The sequence below is a fragment of the Corynebacterium ulceribovis DSM 45146 genome (genome assembly GCF_000372445.1).
Classification (GTDB): Bacteria; Actinomycetota; Actinomycetes; order Mycobacteriales; family Mycobacteriaceae; genus Corynebacterium; species Corynebacterium ulceribovis.
Genome location: NZ_AQUY01000001.1, coordinates 356,959 through 372,357 on the forward strand (window position 1 = coordinate 356,959; position 15,399 = coordinate 372,357).

Annotated in this window: 15 protein-coding genes; 7 read left to right on the forward strand and 8 right to left on the reverse strand. The window is 59.2% G+C overall.

The window, feature by feature from the left end; translation table 11 throughout:
- Positions 1-11: 11 nt before the first annotated feature.
- Positions 12-1,784, reverse strand: a complete 1,773-nt coding sequence (locus A3EC_RS0101675; protein WP_018023423.1) for an acetyl/propionyl/methylcrotonyl-CoA carboxylase subunit alpha — start codon at positions 1,782-1,784, stop codon at positions 12-14.
- Positions 1,785-2,033: 249 nt separating this feature from the next.
- On the reverse strand, positions 2,034-2,933 hold the full coding sequence (locus tag A3EC_RS0101680; protein ID WP_018023424.1) for a sulfurtransferase: 900 nt from the start codon (positions 2,931-2,933) through the stop codon (positions 2,034-2,036).
- 285 nt (positions 2,934-3,218) lie between these two features.
- Between A3EC_RS0101680 and A3EC_RS0101685 the strand changes: the two genes are divergently transcribed.
- Positions 3,219-4,283, forward strand: a complete 1,065-nt coding sequence (locus tag A3EC_RS0101685) for a Cj0069 family protein (protein WP_018023425.1) — start codon at positions 3,219-3,221, stop codon at positions 4,281-4,283.
- Positions 4,284-4,338: 55 nt separating this feature from the next.
- Positions 4,339-5,535: a pyridoxal phosphate-dependent aminotransferase gene (locus A3EC_RS0101690; protein ID WP_018023426.1), complete on the forward strand. Its 1,197-nt coding sequence runs from the start codon at positions 4,339-4,341 to the stop codon at positions 5,533-5,535.
- On the opposite strand, the gene A3EC_RS0101695 is transcribed toward A3EC_RS0101690, so the two are convergent.
- The 3 genes from A3EC_RS0101695 to A3EC_RS0101705 are packed head-to-tail and all read right to left on the reverse strand — an operon-like array spanning position 5,536 to position 7,983.
- Positions 5,536-6,216: a nucleoside triphosphate pyrophosphatase gene (locus A3EC_RS0101695; protein WP_018023427.1), complete on the reverse strand. Its 681-nt coding sequence runs from the start codon at positions 6,214-6,216 to the stop codon at positions 5,536-5,538.
- Positions 6,217-6,224: 8 nt separating this feature from the next.
- The gene (locus tag A3EC_RS10995; RefSeq protein WP_018023428.1) at positions 6,225-6,488 is read right to left on the reverse strand and encodes an acyl-CoA carboxylase subunit epsilon; all 264 of its coding nucleotides are present in this window, start codon (positions 6,486-6,488) and stop codon (positions 6,225-6,227) included.
- 19 nt (positions 6,489-6,507) lie between these two features.
- Positions 6,508-7,983 (reverse strand): acyl-CoA carboxylase subunit beta, encoded by a 1,476-nt coding sequence (locus A3EC_RS0101705; RefSeq protein ID WP_018023429.1) that lies wholly within the window; start codon positions 7,981-7,983, stop codon positions 6,508-6,510.
- A 51-nt stretch (positions 7,984-8,034) separates the two neighbouring features.
- On the opposite strand from A3EC_RS0101705, the gene A3EC_RS11000 reads away from it, so the two are divergent.
- From A3EC_RS11000 to A3EC_RS0101730, 5 genes are all read left to right on the forward strand, one after another.
- Positions 8,035-8,940 carry a biotin--[acetyl-CoA-carboxylase] ligase gene (locus A3EC_RS11000; RefSeq protein WP_018023430.1) on the forward strand — a complete coding sequence of 302 codons (906 nt, stop codon included), beginning with the start codon at positions 8,035-8,037 and terminating at the stop codon, positions 8,938-8,940.
- Positions 8,941-9,408 (forward strand): PH domain-containing protein, encoded by a 468-nt coding sequence (locus tag A3EC_RS0101715; protein WP_018023431.1) that lies wholly within the window; start codon positions 8,941-8,943, stop codon positions 9,406-9,408.
- Positions 9,408-10,706 (forward strand): 5-(carboxyamino)imidazole ribonucleotide synthase, encoded by a 1,299-nt coding sequence (locus tag A3EC_RS11005; protein WP_281163676.1) that lies wholly within the window; start codon positions 9,408-9,410, stop codon positions 10,704-10,706. The genes A3EC_RS0101715 and A3EC_RS11005 overlap by 1 nt, the downstream gene beginning before the upstream one ends.
- Before the next feature lie 24 nt (positions 10,707-10,730).
- On the forward strand, positions 10,731-11,246 hold the full coding sequence (gene purE / locus A3EC_RS0101725) for a 5-(carboxyamino)imidazole ribonucleotide mutase (protein WP_018023433.1): 516 nt from the start codon (positions 10,731-10,733) through the stop codon (positions 11,244-11,246).
- A 352-nt stretch (positions 11,247-11,598) separates the two neighbouring features.
- Positions 11,599-13,230 (forward strand): HNH endonuclease signature motif containing protein, encoded by a 1,632-nt coding sequence (locus tag A3EC_RS0101730; protein ID WP_018023434.1) that lies wholly within the window; start codon positions 11,599-11,601, stop codon positions 13,228-13,230.
- Between the two features lie 7 nt (positions 13,231-13,237).
- On the opposite strand, the gene A3EC_RS12850 is transcribed toward A3EC_RS0101730, so the two are convergent.
- The 3 genes from A3EC_RS12850 to A3EC_RS0101740 are packed head-to-tail and all read right to left on the reverse strand — an operon-like array spanning position 13,238 to position 15,391.
- The gene (locus tag A3EC_RS12850) at positions 13,238-13,456 is read right to left on the reverse strand and encodes a hypothetical protein (protein ID WP_156812797.1); all 219 of its coding nucleotides are present in this window, start codon (positions 13,454-13,456) and stop codon (positions 13,238-13,240) included.
- A gap of 38 nt (positions 13,457-13,494) precedes the next feature.
- Entirely contained in the window at positions 13,495-14,334 is an 840-nt protein-coding gene (locus A3EC_RS0101735) for a carbohydrate ABC transporter permease (protein WP_026162079.1), read from the reverse strand.
- Position 14,335: 1 nt separating this feature from the next.
- On the reverse strand, positions 14,336-15,391 hold the full coding sequence (locus A3EC_RS0101740) for a carbohydrate ABC transporter permease (RefSeq protein WP_018023436.1): 1,056 nt from the start codon (positions 15,389-15,391) through the stop codon (positions 14,336-14,338).
- Positions 15,392-15,399 lie beyond the last annotated feature (8 nt).

Consider the following 15,399-nt stretch of genomic DNA (forward strand, 5'->3'; position numbering starts at 1 on the left):
GTTCTGGGTTGTTACTTAACTTCCAGCATGACTTGGTCTTTGGTCACACCAGTGCCGGCCTCGACAGCGAGGTCAGTGACTACACCGGACTTGCGCGCCTTGACTGGGTTTTCCATCTTCATGGCCTCCAGCACCAGCAGCACATCACCTTCGGCAACTTCTTGGCCTTCAGTGACGTTGACCTTGATGACGGTGCCCTGCATTGGCGAAGCTACTGCATCGCCAGAGATGTTCTTGGCACGGCCACCGGAGCGGCGCTTCTTCGCCTTGCGTCGGCCAGCACCGCCGCCGGAAAGGTCCAATTCGCCTGGGAGCGCGAGCACCACACGACGACCATCGACTTCCACGGTCACATGCTGCAGCGGCAGCTTGTCATCATCAGCGTCGGCCTCGCCGTCATAGGCCGGAATGGTGCATTCCCAGTCCTCTTCAATCCAGCGGGTGTAAACGTCAAAACGCTCACTGTCGCCGACAAAGGCAGGGTGCTGCACCATTTCTTGGTGGAACGGGATGATGGTGGCTAGGCCTTCAACCTGGTACTCAGCCAACGCGCGTGCGGAGCGGCGCAGCGCCTCTTCGCGGGTTGGACCCCACACGATCAGCTTGGCGAGCATCGAGTCGAACTGGCCGCCGACGACGTAGCCGACCTCAATGCCGGAATCCATACGCACACCTGGGCCAGCTGGCTCTCGGTAAGCGGTGATGGTGCCAGGCGCTGGCATGAAGTTATTGCCGGCGTCTTCGCCATTGATACGGAATTCAAACGCGTGGCCGCGTGGCTGTGGGTCTTCCTTAACGGAAAGTTCGTAGCCTTCGGCGATCCGGAATTGCTCACGCACCAAGTCCATGCCGGTGACTTCTTCGGAGACTGGGTGTTCGACCTGCAGGCGAGTGTTGACTTCCAGGAAGGAAATCAGGCCGTCGGAACCCACGAGGTACTCCACAGTGCCGGCACCCACGTAGCCTGCTGCGGTGCAGATAGCTTTCGCGGACTCGCGCAGGCGCTCATTTTGCTCATCAGTCAGGAATGGGGCAGGGGCTTCTTCAATGACTTTCTGGAAGCGACGCTGCAGCGAGCAGTCACGGGTGGATACGACGATGGCGTTGCCGTGCTGGTCCACCAACACCTGGCATTCCACGTGGCGCGCCCGGTCCAAGTAGCGTTCAACGAAGCATTCGCTGCGACCGAAAGCGGCTTTGGCTTCCCGGGTCGCTGACTCGAAAGCCTCTGGGATCTCTGCCTTGTCGTGCACAACTTTCATGCCGCGGCCGCCGCCACCGAAGGAAGCTTTAATGGCAATTGGCATGCCGTGCTCGTCGGCGAATGCAGTGATCTCCTCGGCGGAAGAAACCGGGTCGGTCGTGCCCGGGGTCATTGGGGCGTCGACTTTCAACGCGATTTCGCGGGCGGCTACTTTGTCGCCGAGCAGCGCGATCGATTCTGGGGATGGGCCAACCCAGTTCAGACCGGCATCGACGACAGCTTGCGCGAATTCAGCGTTTTCGGAGAGGAAGCCGTAGCCCGGGTGCACGGCGTCGGCGCCAGAGCGCTTGGCGGCATCGAGCAGTTTGTCGATAACCAGGTAGCTTTCGGCGGAAGTTTGGCCACCGAGCGCAAAGGCTTCGTCAGCCATCCGCACAAATGGTGCGTCCGCGTCAGGGTCAGCGTAAACCGCGACGGTTTTGATGCCGGCGTCGTTTGCTGCACGGATAATGCGGACCGCGATCTCGCCACGGTTTGCGATGAGAACTTTCTCAATCTTCCGAATGGTCGGTGCGGTCACTAAAAATCTCCTGTACGGGGTACGAACTTGCTACTGGTATTTCACAGATTGTTTTATTCTGGCATAAGAAAGCTGCATACCCTACTTGCCACTTGGGGTAAGTAATGTACGCAGCTGCATCTACGCGTGGTTTATCAAGGTTCAAATCGTAGCCGACGCCCGCTTCGTTACGGCAAACGGGATCAATGCGCCAACGACGCCGCGTCAAAAGCGTTGCAAATATGGGCTTTTTGACGTTTACCTGCCGCGCTACTTGCGAAACTTCGGATCCAGCTCGCCTGGTTCATCCCCTTGCGCAATCGGACGGCGAATCATATTGCCCCACTCAACCCACGATCCGTCATAGTTGCGGACATTGGTCCGACCCAGAAGGTGCTCGAGCACAAACCACGTGTGAGCGGATCGTTCACCGATGCGGCAGTAAATGATGGTGTCGCGATCTTCGATATTGGTGTAAATCGCTTCGAGTTCGTCGCGGGAGCGGAATCGAGAGTTGGCGTAGACGGCCTGATTCCATGGCACGTTCACAGCCGTTGGAATGTGTCCGCCGCGCAACACTCCTTCTTCCGGATAGTCGACCATGTGGGTCCGCGTTCCGGCGTATTCCTCAGGGGTGCGAACGTCAATAAGCTGCTCGGTGCCAATCGCATCGAGTACTTGGTCGGCAAACGCCCGGAGTTTGGAGTCGTCCCGTTCAACTACTGGATAGTTGGAACGTGGGTACATCGGGACTTCGAAGCTGGTGTCGCGTTCTTCGGTCATCCAGGCATCGCGGCCGCCGTTAAGCAGACGGACGTCGGGGTGGCCGAAAAGCTCGAAAACCCACATGGTGTAAGCCGCCCACCAGTTGGACTTATCGCCATAGATGACGACGGTATCGTCGCGGCTAATGCCACGGTCACGCATCAGCTCAGCGAAGGCTTCAGCATCGAGGTAGTCGCGGATGACCGGATCGTTGAGGTCGCTATGCCAGTCGATGCGCACCGCGCCGGGGATATGGCCGATGTCGTAGAGGAGAGTGTCTTCGTCTGATTCAACGACTTTCAGGCCTGGGGTGCCTAGGCGTGCGGCTAGCCAAGAGCTGGAAACCAGGCGTTCCGGCTGGGCGTATTGCTGGAACTGAGGATTGGGGTCAAAAGGGATAGCCATGGTTCTCCTGACAGCTTTTGTTTGGTTATTTCAAGTGTAAATGCCGCTGCGCGCATCCAAGTCACTATGTGACCTTACTCATGTCTGAATCATGCCATGGCAAAAGGTCCACTACCTGCGGTTTAAGGCGGGGTCGGCATGGGGTAAACGGGTGGTTTTAGGACTGCGAAATCGAAGCCGTGTCATTAAAATAATTGGGGTGTCCTCCGCATTTTGGATTGGGGGACGTGGTGCCTGGAAACCAGCCAGGAAAGCTCAGAACCTGAGCAAAAATGTGGAGGAAGAATGCACAAAAACATTGTAGTTTTTGAAGTTGAAGGCGGCTCGGACAAGTACTTCGATGGTCACCGCAAGGACACGATGCCAATCGTCAATGCCATCAAGGAAAAGGGCTGGGACGCATCGGTGGTCTACTACCGCCCAGAGTGGTCCGAAGCACTATACGAGTACGTGTCCCAGAACTTCGATGCCTACATCTCGCGCGTGAACCCAGGCAACATCCCGGGCGGCGAAAAGGGCTACTTCGACCTGCTGTCGAAACTGTCCAACGAAGCTGGCCTAGTGGGTATGTCCACCCCAGAAGAGATGATGGCGTACGGCGCCAAAGACGCACTGGTCAAGCTGAAAGACACGGACCTAGTGCCAACTGACACCGCTGCCTACTACGAGGTGGAGGACTTCCACAAGACCTTCCCAACCTCCCTGTCGTACGGTGAGCGCGTGCTGAAGCAGAACCGCGGCTCCACTGGCTCGGGCATCTGGCGCGTCCAGCTGCTGGACAAGGAACTGCAGAAGACCGTCGAGCCGGGCACCGCGCTGCCACTGGACACCATGCTGAAGTGCACTGAAGCAGTGGATAACCACACGGAAGAACGTCAGCTGGGCGACTTCATGGACTTCTGCGACCAGTACATCATCGGCGACAACGGCATGCTGGTCGACATGCGTTTTATGCCACGCATTGTTGAAGGCGAGATTCGTATTCTGCTGGTTGGTCCACACCCAGTGTTCGTGGTCCACAAGAAGCCAGCTGCAGGTGGCGACAACTTCTCCGCAACCCTGTTCTCCGGCGCGAAGTACACCTACGACAAGCCAGAAGCATGGCAGGACCTCATCGACATGTTCGCCGAGGCCCGCCCAGTGATCGCTGAAAACCTCGGTGGCGACAACATCCCACTGATCTGGACCGCAGACTTCATGCTCGATGACGGCGAAAACGGCGAAGACACCTACGTCCTCGGCGAAATCAACTGCTCGTGCGTTGGCTTTACCTCCGAACTGGATATGGGTATCCAGGAACTGGTTGCTGAAGAAGCAATCAAGCGCGTCGAAGAAAAGCACGCTAAGTAGTACCCGCTCCATAGTGTTCGAAAAGGGCCACATCGCAGCCAGCTAAAGTGAAGGAATGAATTCCTCCGCTTCCTGGCCAACCGCTTCCCAGCGCAGCGATGTGGCCCCTTTCTATGTCATGGACGTGGTCGCAGCGGCGGCACGTCGACAAGCAAGCCACGGCGACACCATCGCACTATGCGTGGGGCAGCCTGCGACCCCCGCGCCGGAAGCCGCCCGCCTAGCCGCCCGTGACGCATTGGATGGCCGCGCACTCGGCTACACCGCCACTGTTGGCATTCCGGAGCTGCGCGAGGCCCTCGCCGCGCACTACAACCGCACCTACCCAATCGGGGCAGCAGTGCCAGCCGTGGCAGCAGAGGAAGTATTCGTTTCCACCGGTTCCTCCGGCGGCTTCACCGCACTCTTCCTCGCAGCCTTCGACGCCGGTGACGAACTTGTGATGACCCGCCCAGGCTATCCCGCCTACCGCAACGTCATGCAGTCAGTGGGGCTGACTGTTACCGAAATCGACTGCGGCGCTGACACTCGCTACCAACCAACCGTCGCGCAGCTCGACGCGCTGCTTGCGGCCGGCCACAAGCCACGGGGGTTGATTGTGACCTCACCGTCGAACCCGACCGGTTCGATTATTGAGCCAGCGGAACTAGAAGCTCTCGCGGCGTGGTGCGAACAGCACAACTGCTTGCTGATCAGCGACGAAATCTACCACGGGATTTCCTTCGGCCGCCGCTGCGCCAGCGCCCGCGAATTTTCCACTCACGCCGTCGTCATTGGCTCCACGAGTAAGTACCACTCGATGACGGGGTGGCGACTGGGCTGGATGCTGCTGCCCGAAGCGCTACGACGCCCAGTGGAAATCCTCACCGCAAACATGGCAATCTCCGCGCCAGCGCTATCGCAAATCGCGACAGTCGCCGCACTGGACCCAGAAGTGACGCCAGAGCTGGATTCTTATGTCGACGTATACCGCGACAATCGCGACACCGTGTTGGCGGCCCTGCCTAGCTGGGGTGTGACTGAAGTTGCCCCGACTGACGGCGCGTTCTACGTATACGCCAACATCGGTCACATCACTGACGATTCCTTGACGTGGTGCCAGCAGCTACTCGATGCCACCGGGGTGGCACTAGCCCCAGGCATTGACTTCGATACTGAGCATGGTGGCCAGATGGTGCGGATTAGCTTGTGCGGCAGTCGGGAAGACACAGCCGAAGCTATGGAACGCGTTGCGAACTACCTAGCCCCATAGCTAGCCCCATAGATCGGAGGCGTGGAAACCCCAGTCAGCGAGCGCCGCGCGCAGCAGCGGCAGGGACAAACCAATTACTGCACTGGGGTCGCCTTCAATGCGATCAATGAACCAGCCACCACGCGCCTCCAAAGTGAAAGCCCCAGCGCATTCCAGCGGTTCACCAGACTCCGCGTAGGCAGCAATATCAGCGTCGGAAGCAGCAGCGAAGGTCACATTCGTTGCTGAATAAGCCGTCGTTGCTCGACGAATCTCACCGCCCCGAACTTCCAGTACTGCCTGGCCAGTCAGCAGCTGCGCAGTTTTGCCGCGCTGTTGGCGCCACCGTGCGATCGTCGCTTCCACAGTATGCGGCTTGCCCTGCAGCTGACCATCAAGCAGCAACATTGAGTCGCCGCCGACGATAAGTGTTGGCCCCAAATCGTCAATAAGCTCGGGGAGTAGTTCCTCGGCGACCGCACGGGCCTTGGCATCGGCGAGGGCTTGGACGACCTGCGGTGGGGTGGCGGTGCTGCCCAGCTCAGCGATAATGGCGTCCTCATCGACTCCGCTGACGCGGACCTGCGGGTCTGCCCCGGCAGCGCGCAAAATTCCCAGCCGCGACGGCGACTGCGACGCCAAAATCAGCAGTGGCTGGTCCGCCGAAGAATGCGGAGAAGGTGACGTGGGCGGGACTGGCATCGAACTGCCTACAGTTTGCCGAGGTGATCGGCCAAGCCGGAACCCCACGCCGGACCCACCGACGAGCCGCCAGCCTGAGCGATACCGCCATTGACAAAACTGCCTGGGTTAAGCAGCGGCGCTCCAAACACTTGACGAGCAGGCGTACCCCACTGGTTTGCGGCACCATCACGCTGGCCGGCTGCTTGCGCGCTGAGCTTACCTACCCACTGCGCAATCGCTTCGACCTCAAAGTCGGTTGGATTACCGGCGACAATCTTAAAGTCAGCCATCACTATCCTTACCCCGCGCCTACAGCGCGATGTTTCCGTGCTTCTTCGGCGGCAGCACCACCGACTTACGCTCCAGCAGCTGCAGTGCCTCAATGAGCTGGCCGCGGGTCTCTGACGGCGAAATGACAATATCAACCAAGCCAATTCCCGCAGCATCATATGGGCCAGCGGCAGCAGCCTGACCATCAGTGTCCTTCACGGAAATCTCCGCAGACGGCCACGCCAACACCACATCGGTGCCGAGCTCCTTCGGTGCCATTGCAGTGTATGCAGCGCCGACAGCCTTGCGCACCATGACGGTGACCTTACCGACGGTGGACTCCGCATACGCATGCACCAGCTTCGACGCGGCGCGCACTAGCGCAGTGCCCGACATAGGAGCGAAACCAGGCGCATCGACCAAAGACACCAGCGGAATGTTGAATGCATCGCAGGTGCGGATAAAACGAGCGGCCTTTTCGGCGGCGGCTGGGGAAATACGACCCAGATCCACCTTCGGCTGGTTCGCCACGAAACCGACGACGCGGCCACCGATGCGGCCGAAAGCCACGACCACGGAGTCAGCCTCGCGGGCCTGCACCTCAAGCACATCACCCTCATCAACAAGACGGGCAATGATTTCCCGCATGTCGTAGGCCTCATCGGACTCATTCGGCATGAAGGAATCCAACTGCTGGCAAGTTGGCAGCACATTGTCAGCGGCAGTCTCACCGACCGCGGCAATGGTGCGCGGTGCCTCTGCGCGGTTATTCAGCGGCAAGTAGCCAACCAGCTGCTGCGCGGTGGCAATTGCTTCGGCTTCATCCGCTGCCACGAAGTGGGCAGTGGCGGTGGTATCGAAATGGTCGGCAGCAGAACCGGATTCACCGGCAAGGGACATCTCCGCGCCGTCGACCATCACGATGAAGTCAGACAGGGCAGGGGTGAACACGCGGGATCCGGAGGTGTTGCCGAACACCACGGCAATCTGCGGCACTACGCCGGATGCCTGGGTGTGGCGCAGGAAAATCTTGGATGCCAGGGCGAGCGTCATCATGCCTTCGGCTTCGCGAGCACCGGCGCCGTCAACCAGATTGACTAGTGGGCAGCCGGTCCGCAGTGCCAAGTCCATGACTTTGACAATTTTCTCGCCGGTCACTTCGCCGATGGTGCCGTCAAAAATGCTGGCGTCCTGGGAAATGACACAGACCTGGCGGCCGTCAATAAGCCCATAGCCGGTGACAACGCCATCGGTGTACGGGGCGGAACGTTGTAGTTCGGGGGCAGGGGAGCGGTGCTTTGCTAGGGCGTCAATCTCCACGAAGGAACCGGAATCCAGCAATGCCGCAACGCGGTCGCGCGCGGTCATTTTGCCTGCAGCATGGATGTTTTCAATGGCTTCCTGACCCATTGGCGCGTGGGTTTGCGCCAAGCGCTCACGTAGCGTCGCTAGTTTGCCCGCGGTGGAATTCGGGTCCAGCGAGCCGTTGTTATCGGTCTGAGCAGCAGTCGTCATGGCGCTGATCCTACAACGTCGACGCAACTCATTGCCGCTAGGCTGGCCTGCATGCATGAACCTTCGGTAACCCAATCCCGTGAACCACTATCGGCAAGCAAACTGCAAGCGGAGCTTGTTGACGTATCGGCAGCGCCAGTCTCGGAACTCCGAGTCCTTGCCGAAACCGGCTCCACCAACGCTGAATTGATGGAATGGGCAACCGCCGGAGCGCCAGATTACGCCGTAGTAACTGCCTCCCACCAAACCGCTGGACAAGGTCGACTTGGCCGCAGCTTCGAAGGAGCGCCGGGCAGCGTTCTGCCGGTGTCCATGGTGTTTTCCACGGAAGGGGTCTCCCCGGAACAGTGGAGCCTGATTTCGCTGCTTGCTGGGTTGGCAGTGGCGGACACACTGCGGGAGACCTGCGGACTGGCGCCGGAACTGAAATGGCCGAACGATGTGCTGGTGGATGGCCGGAAGATCTGCGGCATTTTGACGCAAGCCGCGAACACCAAACAGGGCACCGCGCTGGTGGTGGGCATCGGCATCAATGTTGCAATGACCGAAGCTGAACTGCCAGTGCCACACGCGACCTCGGTGCTGCTGGCCGGCGGCACCACCTTGGACCGAAACGATATTGCGGTCGCCTTGATTCGTGCCCTCCGGCACCGCCAAAACCTGTGGCGCGACGGTAACGTCACCGAGCTGCTGGCGGAGTACCGCGAGAAGTGCACCACCTTGGGAGCTGAAGTACGGGCCGAACTTCCCGGTGACAAGGTGATTGTGGGCAAAGCCGAAGATATTAATGACGGCGGCAGCTTGATTGTGCGGGATGCTGCCGGCGGCAAGCATGTTGTAACTGCAGGTGACGTGCAGCACTTGCGTCGCTCTGACGGTAGCTACGCCGAACCGGCGGGCAAGGACCCACAGAACCAGCCACGCGGAAAAGACCTGCCGCCGGAAGGCTTGGCATAAATGGCGTTTCCTGACGACGAGTTGTACCTGGACGAAGAGGTGTTTTTGGACACCAACCCGTCATTTGGCGAACTGACGTGGCCTGCGTTGGAGCTGGTGCTCTTCTCCGGAGTGGCAGCGATGGCCATTGGGGTGCTGCACCGCGGTGTGCTGAACACCCAAGAGTCATACATGGCGCAGCAGTTCGTATTCGTCGTTTGGCTGTTCCTCGTGCTGTGGCGCACCGTGCTCCCCGCACTGAGCTGGTTGGGCACTCGGTTTCTAGTGACAGACCGTCGGGTGATGTTGCGGCGCGGTGTGCTGAAACGGCGTGTGGAAGATATTTGGTACGGCGAAATGACCGGGGTGTCGCGCCGCGGTTCGACGTTATTGGTGCGGATGCATCCGCAGGAACGGCCTGTGCCGTTTGAACATCTGCCGAACACTAAAGGCATCGTGCGTTTGGTGCAGGAACGCCGGAATCTATGATGGAGGGTGTGAATAGCACACCAGACACTGCCGCAGCTGATAATTCCCAAGATTCCTCCCGGCCGCACGCCCCTGGAATGCCAGTTGTCACCGTCATTGGTGACGGACAACTTGCCCGCATGATGCAAACCGCCGCGATTGAGCTTGGCCAGTCGCTGCGACTGCTTGCCGGATCCACTGATTCATCGGCCGCCCAGGTCATTGCCGATATCGTCATCGGCGATTACACCAACTTGGACGATCTACGTCGCGTCACCGAAGGCGCCGTCGCGATGACCTTCGACCACGAACATGTGCCAACCGAGCACCTGCGGGCGCTGTCTGCCGAAGGTCTGTCGGTCCAGCCGGGTCCGGACGCGCTGATCCACGCCCAGGACAAGCTGATTATGCGCCAGCGACTTGCCGAAGCAGGCGTGCCCGTGCCGGAGTTCACCGAGATCAATTCGGTTGCCGATGCGGAAGCGTTTGCCGCTGAAGTTGGTGAGGTGTGCTTGAAGGCTCGACGCGGTGGCTACGACGGCCATGGTGTGTGGTTCCCTTCCGAATCTGAGCTGGCCCCTCTCGTCGAAAAGCTCCTTGCCGACGATGTACCACTGATGGCCGAACGGAAAATGAACCTGGTGCGGGAGCTGTCAGCAATGTCCGCCCGCACGCCTTCCGGGCAGGCGGCGGCGTGGCCAGTGGTGGAATCGGTGCAGCGGGACGGCATTTGCGTGGAGGCAGTGCAGCCCGCGCCGAACCTGTCGGCGGAGTTGGCGGCCGAGGCCCAGGAACTGTCCCTGCGGGTTGCGCGTGGGTTGAACGTGACTGGTGTGCTGGCGGTTGAGCTTTTTGAGGTGCTTGACGACGAAGGCAAGCCTGCGATTTTTGTTAATGAACTGGCGATGCGGCCACACAATACTGGCCACTGGACTCAGGACGGGTGCGTGACCAGCCAGTTTGAGCAGCACCTGCGGGCAGTTGTGGACTACCCACTTGGTTCGGTGGCGCCGACTGCGCCAGTGACGGTGATGGCGAATATCTTGGGTGGCGAGACTGACCCTGAGATGGCTGTGCCGGAGCGGTTTGCGCAGGTGTGGAAGCGCTTCCCGGAGGCGAAAATCCACTGGTACGGCAAGGGATGGCGGGCTGGCCGCAAGATTGGTCACGTGAACCTGTGCGGTGCTGACGGTTCGGCGGCCGGTATCGAGCGGACCCGTCGGGAAGCGGCGTTGGCGGCGAACTTTGTGGTGAACGCAGTGTGGGCCGACGGCTGGCGCGGCGAAGACACTGACGGCGTGGCTGACGGCGAAAAATAGTAGCGAAAAGTTAAGGGAGCAGCGATGTTTGATAAGACTCAACCACTGGTCGGCCTGATTATGGGCAGTGACTCAGATTGGCCAACGATGGAACCGGCCGCGGAAATGCTTGCAGAGTTTGGCATTCCATTTGAAGTGGGCGTTGTGTCGGCGCACCGCACTCCGGACCGAATGCTGGCCTACGCACACGAAGCAGCTGGGCGTGGGCTGAAGGTCATCATTGCTGGTGCCGGTGGTGCTGCGCACTTGCCAGGCATGGTTGCGTCGGCGACCCCGCTGCCGGTGATTGGTGTGCCACGCGCGCTGGAAAACCTGGAAGGCGTCGACTCGCTGCTGTCGATTGTGCAGATGCCAGGTGGGGTACCAGTGGCCACCGTTGGTGTCGGCGGGGCGAAGAACGCCGGGCTGCTGGCTGTGCGGATTCTGTCGGCAGGCTACCCGGAACTGGTGACTGCGATGGAGCAGTACCAAGCGAATATGCGCGATGAAGTGCTGCAGAAGGACCAGCGGCTCCGCGACAAGCTGATGGGTGGGGAGTAGACGCTCAACGTATTTGGCAGAGCGGGGGGCTCGCTGCAATTTACGAGCGGTGGCTAACTGCGCGCTAAAAGGGGCTGGGCCGGTGGTCCGGCTTCTAATTCATTTGGCGGCTACTTTCCCGCCATTAGAAATTGGCGAACGTGTCTTCTAAAAGTAATTCCAGCTGTCGATATCATGTTCTATAGTGGGGTTTGCAAGCGGCAAATTGGAAGGGGGGAACATGTCAACGTCACGACAGCGGCCTGGATGCACATCTGATGGTCATTCCGGTGTGGTAGTTAGCCTTCCTACCATTGTGAATGATGGTTCCTCTCGTCCTGTTGATACTCATATCGCAGCGCTTAAGAGGAGTATGCAGAATCTGCTCGATGCGGTAGCTGTGGGCGAGTCGAGTGGTGAACTGTCCTTTTGGGATTTGGTTGCAGTCGCACAAGAGTTTGAGGAAGTCTTGCAGCTGCGCAATCTGTTTGACCTGCACCTAGTCGGTGAGCTCTTGTCCCCAGCCGGCATCTCACAATCCGGTACCCGCAGCGCCACCCGTTTCCTCGTCGACCGACTTGGCATTAGCCCACGCGACGCCCTAGAACGAGTCCGCGCCGTCGAACTAGATGGCGACTGCGAACCAGATGACTCCAAAGAATCGCTGAGCCCAGAAGCGGCGGCGACTGCACCTGAGCAGCAGGAACCGACCGGCGAAGAGCTCGCAGCAGAATGGGCTTACCAGAAGCAGCTGCAGGAACAACGTGCCCGCAACGCAGCGGCCGCATGGAACGCCACTGCAACCGGTGACTTGGATTCACAAAAGCGGGCGACCATTTTCAACCAGCTTCGAAACCTGCTGCCAAAAGGCCCCAAAACTGCGGAAGACATCAAAGAAGAGGTCTATGGCGAACTCGATTCGCTGACCCACACGGAAGTAAAAGCACGAGTCAAAGAACTTGTCGACGAATCCAATGAAGCGATCCGAAACCCCGCCGACATGTTTGCTGACCAACGGCGGCGAAACTTGTACGTCAGCAAGCCCGACAAAGACGGCTGTTCCACCATCCGGGGCACCCTGGACGCGGCAACGTCGACCATTCTGACGAAGCTGATGAATTCCTACGCGAAAAGTGGGTACGGCACCCCAGTAGACGCCAAGGACGATAAGCGGACATATGGCCAACTCGGTGCGGATGCCATGGGGAAAATTTTGCGAGATGCGCTGACCCAATACAACAAAGGCAGCTCCGGGCGAGCCGGACTTGCGAGCATCGTGGTCGTCGCCGATGCCGCTGACTTCGCCCCAAATGACAAAGGGCCGAACCCATGGTGGGCCCCGAAGTTCCTCACAAATGTCGGACTGTCGCTCAATGCCGCGCAGGTGCTTCGTCTAGGTGTCACCGACAACATGCTTCTCAGTCTGATTGATACTCGCGACGGCATGGCACCAATCGACCTTGCTCTCTACTCCGGGAATCGGCTGGCGGACTTCTACCAGCGAGTTGCGCTCCAAATCATTGATGGCGGCTGCGCGCACCCAGGCTGCGACGAGCCGATGGACAAATGCGACATTCACCATATTGTTGCGTTTATTGCTGGTGGCCGCACTGATATCGAGAACCTTGTTCCGCTGTGCCGCGTCCATCACAGTCAAAACGATGACACGTGGTGCACCCCGCATCGCAACCACATGGAACCGCGAACGAAAGAGACAAACTACAAATCCGGTTCCGTTCACGTCGACAGCGACGGCACAAGTCACCCGCCGGAATACAACACCGGGCCAACCGCCAGGAAAGCGCCCGGATATGTGCCACCACCAGGTACAGAAACACCCCCGAAACCTAGGGAAAGCAAATATAGCTTCCTGCCATGGGTGGAAGTGGACCTGCCCGATCACCTACTCCCAGAACCGCCAGACGAATGGTTTGCAGAACAGGAATTCTGGGACGACGATATGTGGGATCTTGACTGGGAAGACGAAATGTTCCCAGCAATGTAGCGCGCAGCTATTCCTCCCAGTCACGCCACGCGCGGTAAGCCAAGCAGTCCAAGCCCAGAAATCCAGCAAGAACCAACCCCGGCCACACCGATGGCACCGTCTGAAAAACATTCCACACCGCCCACACGAGAACAATGACGGTCCAGAAGCTTAAGAAACCAAGCAAAGCTTCCCGACGACGTTTACCCGGCGGTGGTGGAGAATATGGCTTACGTGTTTTAGTCATATGACTTCAGAGTGCGACTTCAGAGTGCGCAGCCCTGATTAGGACTTCATACCGCCGGCAGTCAGGCCGGACACAATGCGTTTCTGGAAAATCAGCACCATAACAACCAGCGGCACCGTCACCAATGCACCGGCTGCCATCGTTGCGGCATATGGGTACTCAAAGGAGCTAGGTCCGGAGAACCGGGCAATGGCCACAGTGACAGGTTCGGTGGCCTCGGTCGACAGCTGCTTAGCCAACATGAACTCATTCCAGCTGGAGATGAAGGCCAAGATTGCGGTGGTAAACAGCGCCGGGGTTGCTAGTGGGAGAATCACCTTCATGAAGGCTTGGCCACGGGTGGCACCGTCAACACGCGCCGCTTCTTCCAAAGTCCACGGCAGGTCGCGGAAGAAGGAAGACAGTGTGTACACCGTGAGTGGTAACACGAAGCTGAGGTTCGGGATGATGAGTGCTTGGTAGGTGCCCAGCCACTGCAAGTCCTTGAAGAGCTGGAACAGCGGGGTAACCAGCGCAATACCGGGGAACATAGAGGCCGCCAAGATAATGCCAGTTACGGCGCCCTTGCCAGGGAATTCAACGCGGGCGAGGGCATAGGCGGTGAACACGCCGACGATGAGGGCTAGCAGGGTGGTGACACCGCCGATGATGAGTGAGTTGCCGATAGCGGCGAGGAAGTTGTTGCCTTTGTCAGTGGCCAGGGCGTCTTGGAAGTTGTCCATGGTGACATAGGTCGGCCATGGGGTGGTGTCGAAGGTGTGGTCTTTGTGGCGGAATGCAGTCACGACCATCCAGTAGAACGGTGCTAGGCCCCAAAGCAGGATGAGGATGACTGCCAGGTAGTTGGTAACCCAACCGCGAACTTTGCGAGATTTCACCTTAAGCACCTTCCTGCTGGGCGGACTGCGCGGCCGCTAGTTTGGCTTCCTTCTTTTCCTGCTTTTTCTTCTGCTTCTTTTCCCGGTTGCCGGATACGTCGGCGCCGAGGAAACGGATGATGATGAACGCCACCGCGAAGATAAACAGGAAGATAAGGGTCGATAGGGCCGAGGCTGAGTTGAAGTTACCTTGGCGCATGTCTTCGACCACCAGCTGTGAAATCACGGCGGTTGGGGCGTTTGAGGAAGCGGAAATCATAATGACTGGCAGGTCGTACATCCGCAGTGCGTCAAGGGTGCGGAATAGTACTGCCACCATCAGTGCGGGGCGGACCAGTGGCAAAGTGATGCGGGTGAAGCGTTGCCAGGCGTTGGCACCGTCGACGCGGGCGGCTTCGTAGACACCCTTTGGAATCATCTGCAGTCCGGCCAAGATGAGCAGCGCCATGAACGGCGCAGTTTTCCACACGTCAGCGACAATGACTGCGGAGCGGGCGGCCCATGGGTCGGTGGTCCAGTGGATGTTGTGGCCGATGATGGGGGAGAGCAGTGCGTTGGCGATGCCGTCCGGCGCGAAAATGAATTGCCAGAGCTTCGCGGTCACTGCGGTTGGGATGGCCCACGGCACCAGCACGGCGGCACGGAGGATGCCGCGGCCTCTGAAGTCACGGCTCATGATGAGCGCCATGCCAAGACCGAGGATGGTTTCCAGGGTGATGGTGATGACGGTGAAGAAGATTGTGTTGCCCATTGCTGGCCAAAAGTCGGTGGCCAGCGTGCCGGGTGGGCAAGTCCCGATGGTTCCGTCAGCGGTCATGCAGCGCTGCGAAAGCCAGTAGAAGTAGTGGTCGAAGCCGGCGAAACCACCTTCGACGAACATTCCGGTGTCTGGGTCCAGTTTCCGGTCCGCCTGGAATGACAGGGTGATGGCCCGGATGACTGGGTATCCGATGACTACCGCGAGTACGACCAAGGTTGGGCCGACTAACCAAATGGCGCGTGGATCAAATTTGCGTCGGTTTCGTTTAGTGGGCGCCGGTGTGGTGGTCGTACTCATAGGTGTGT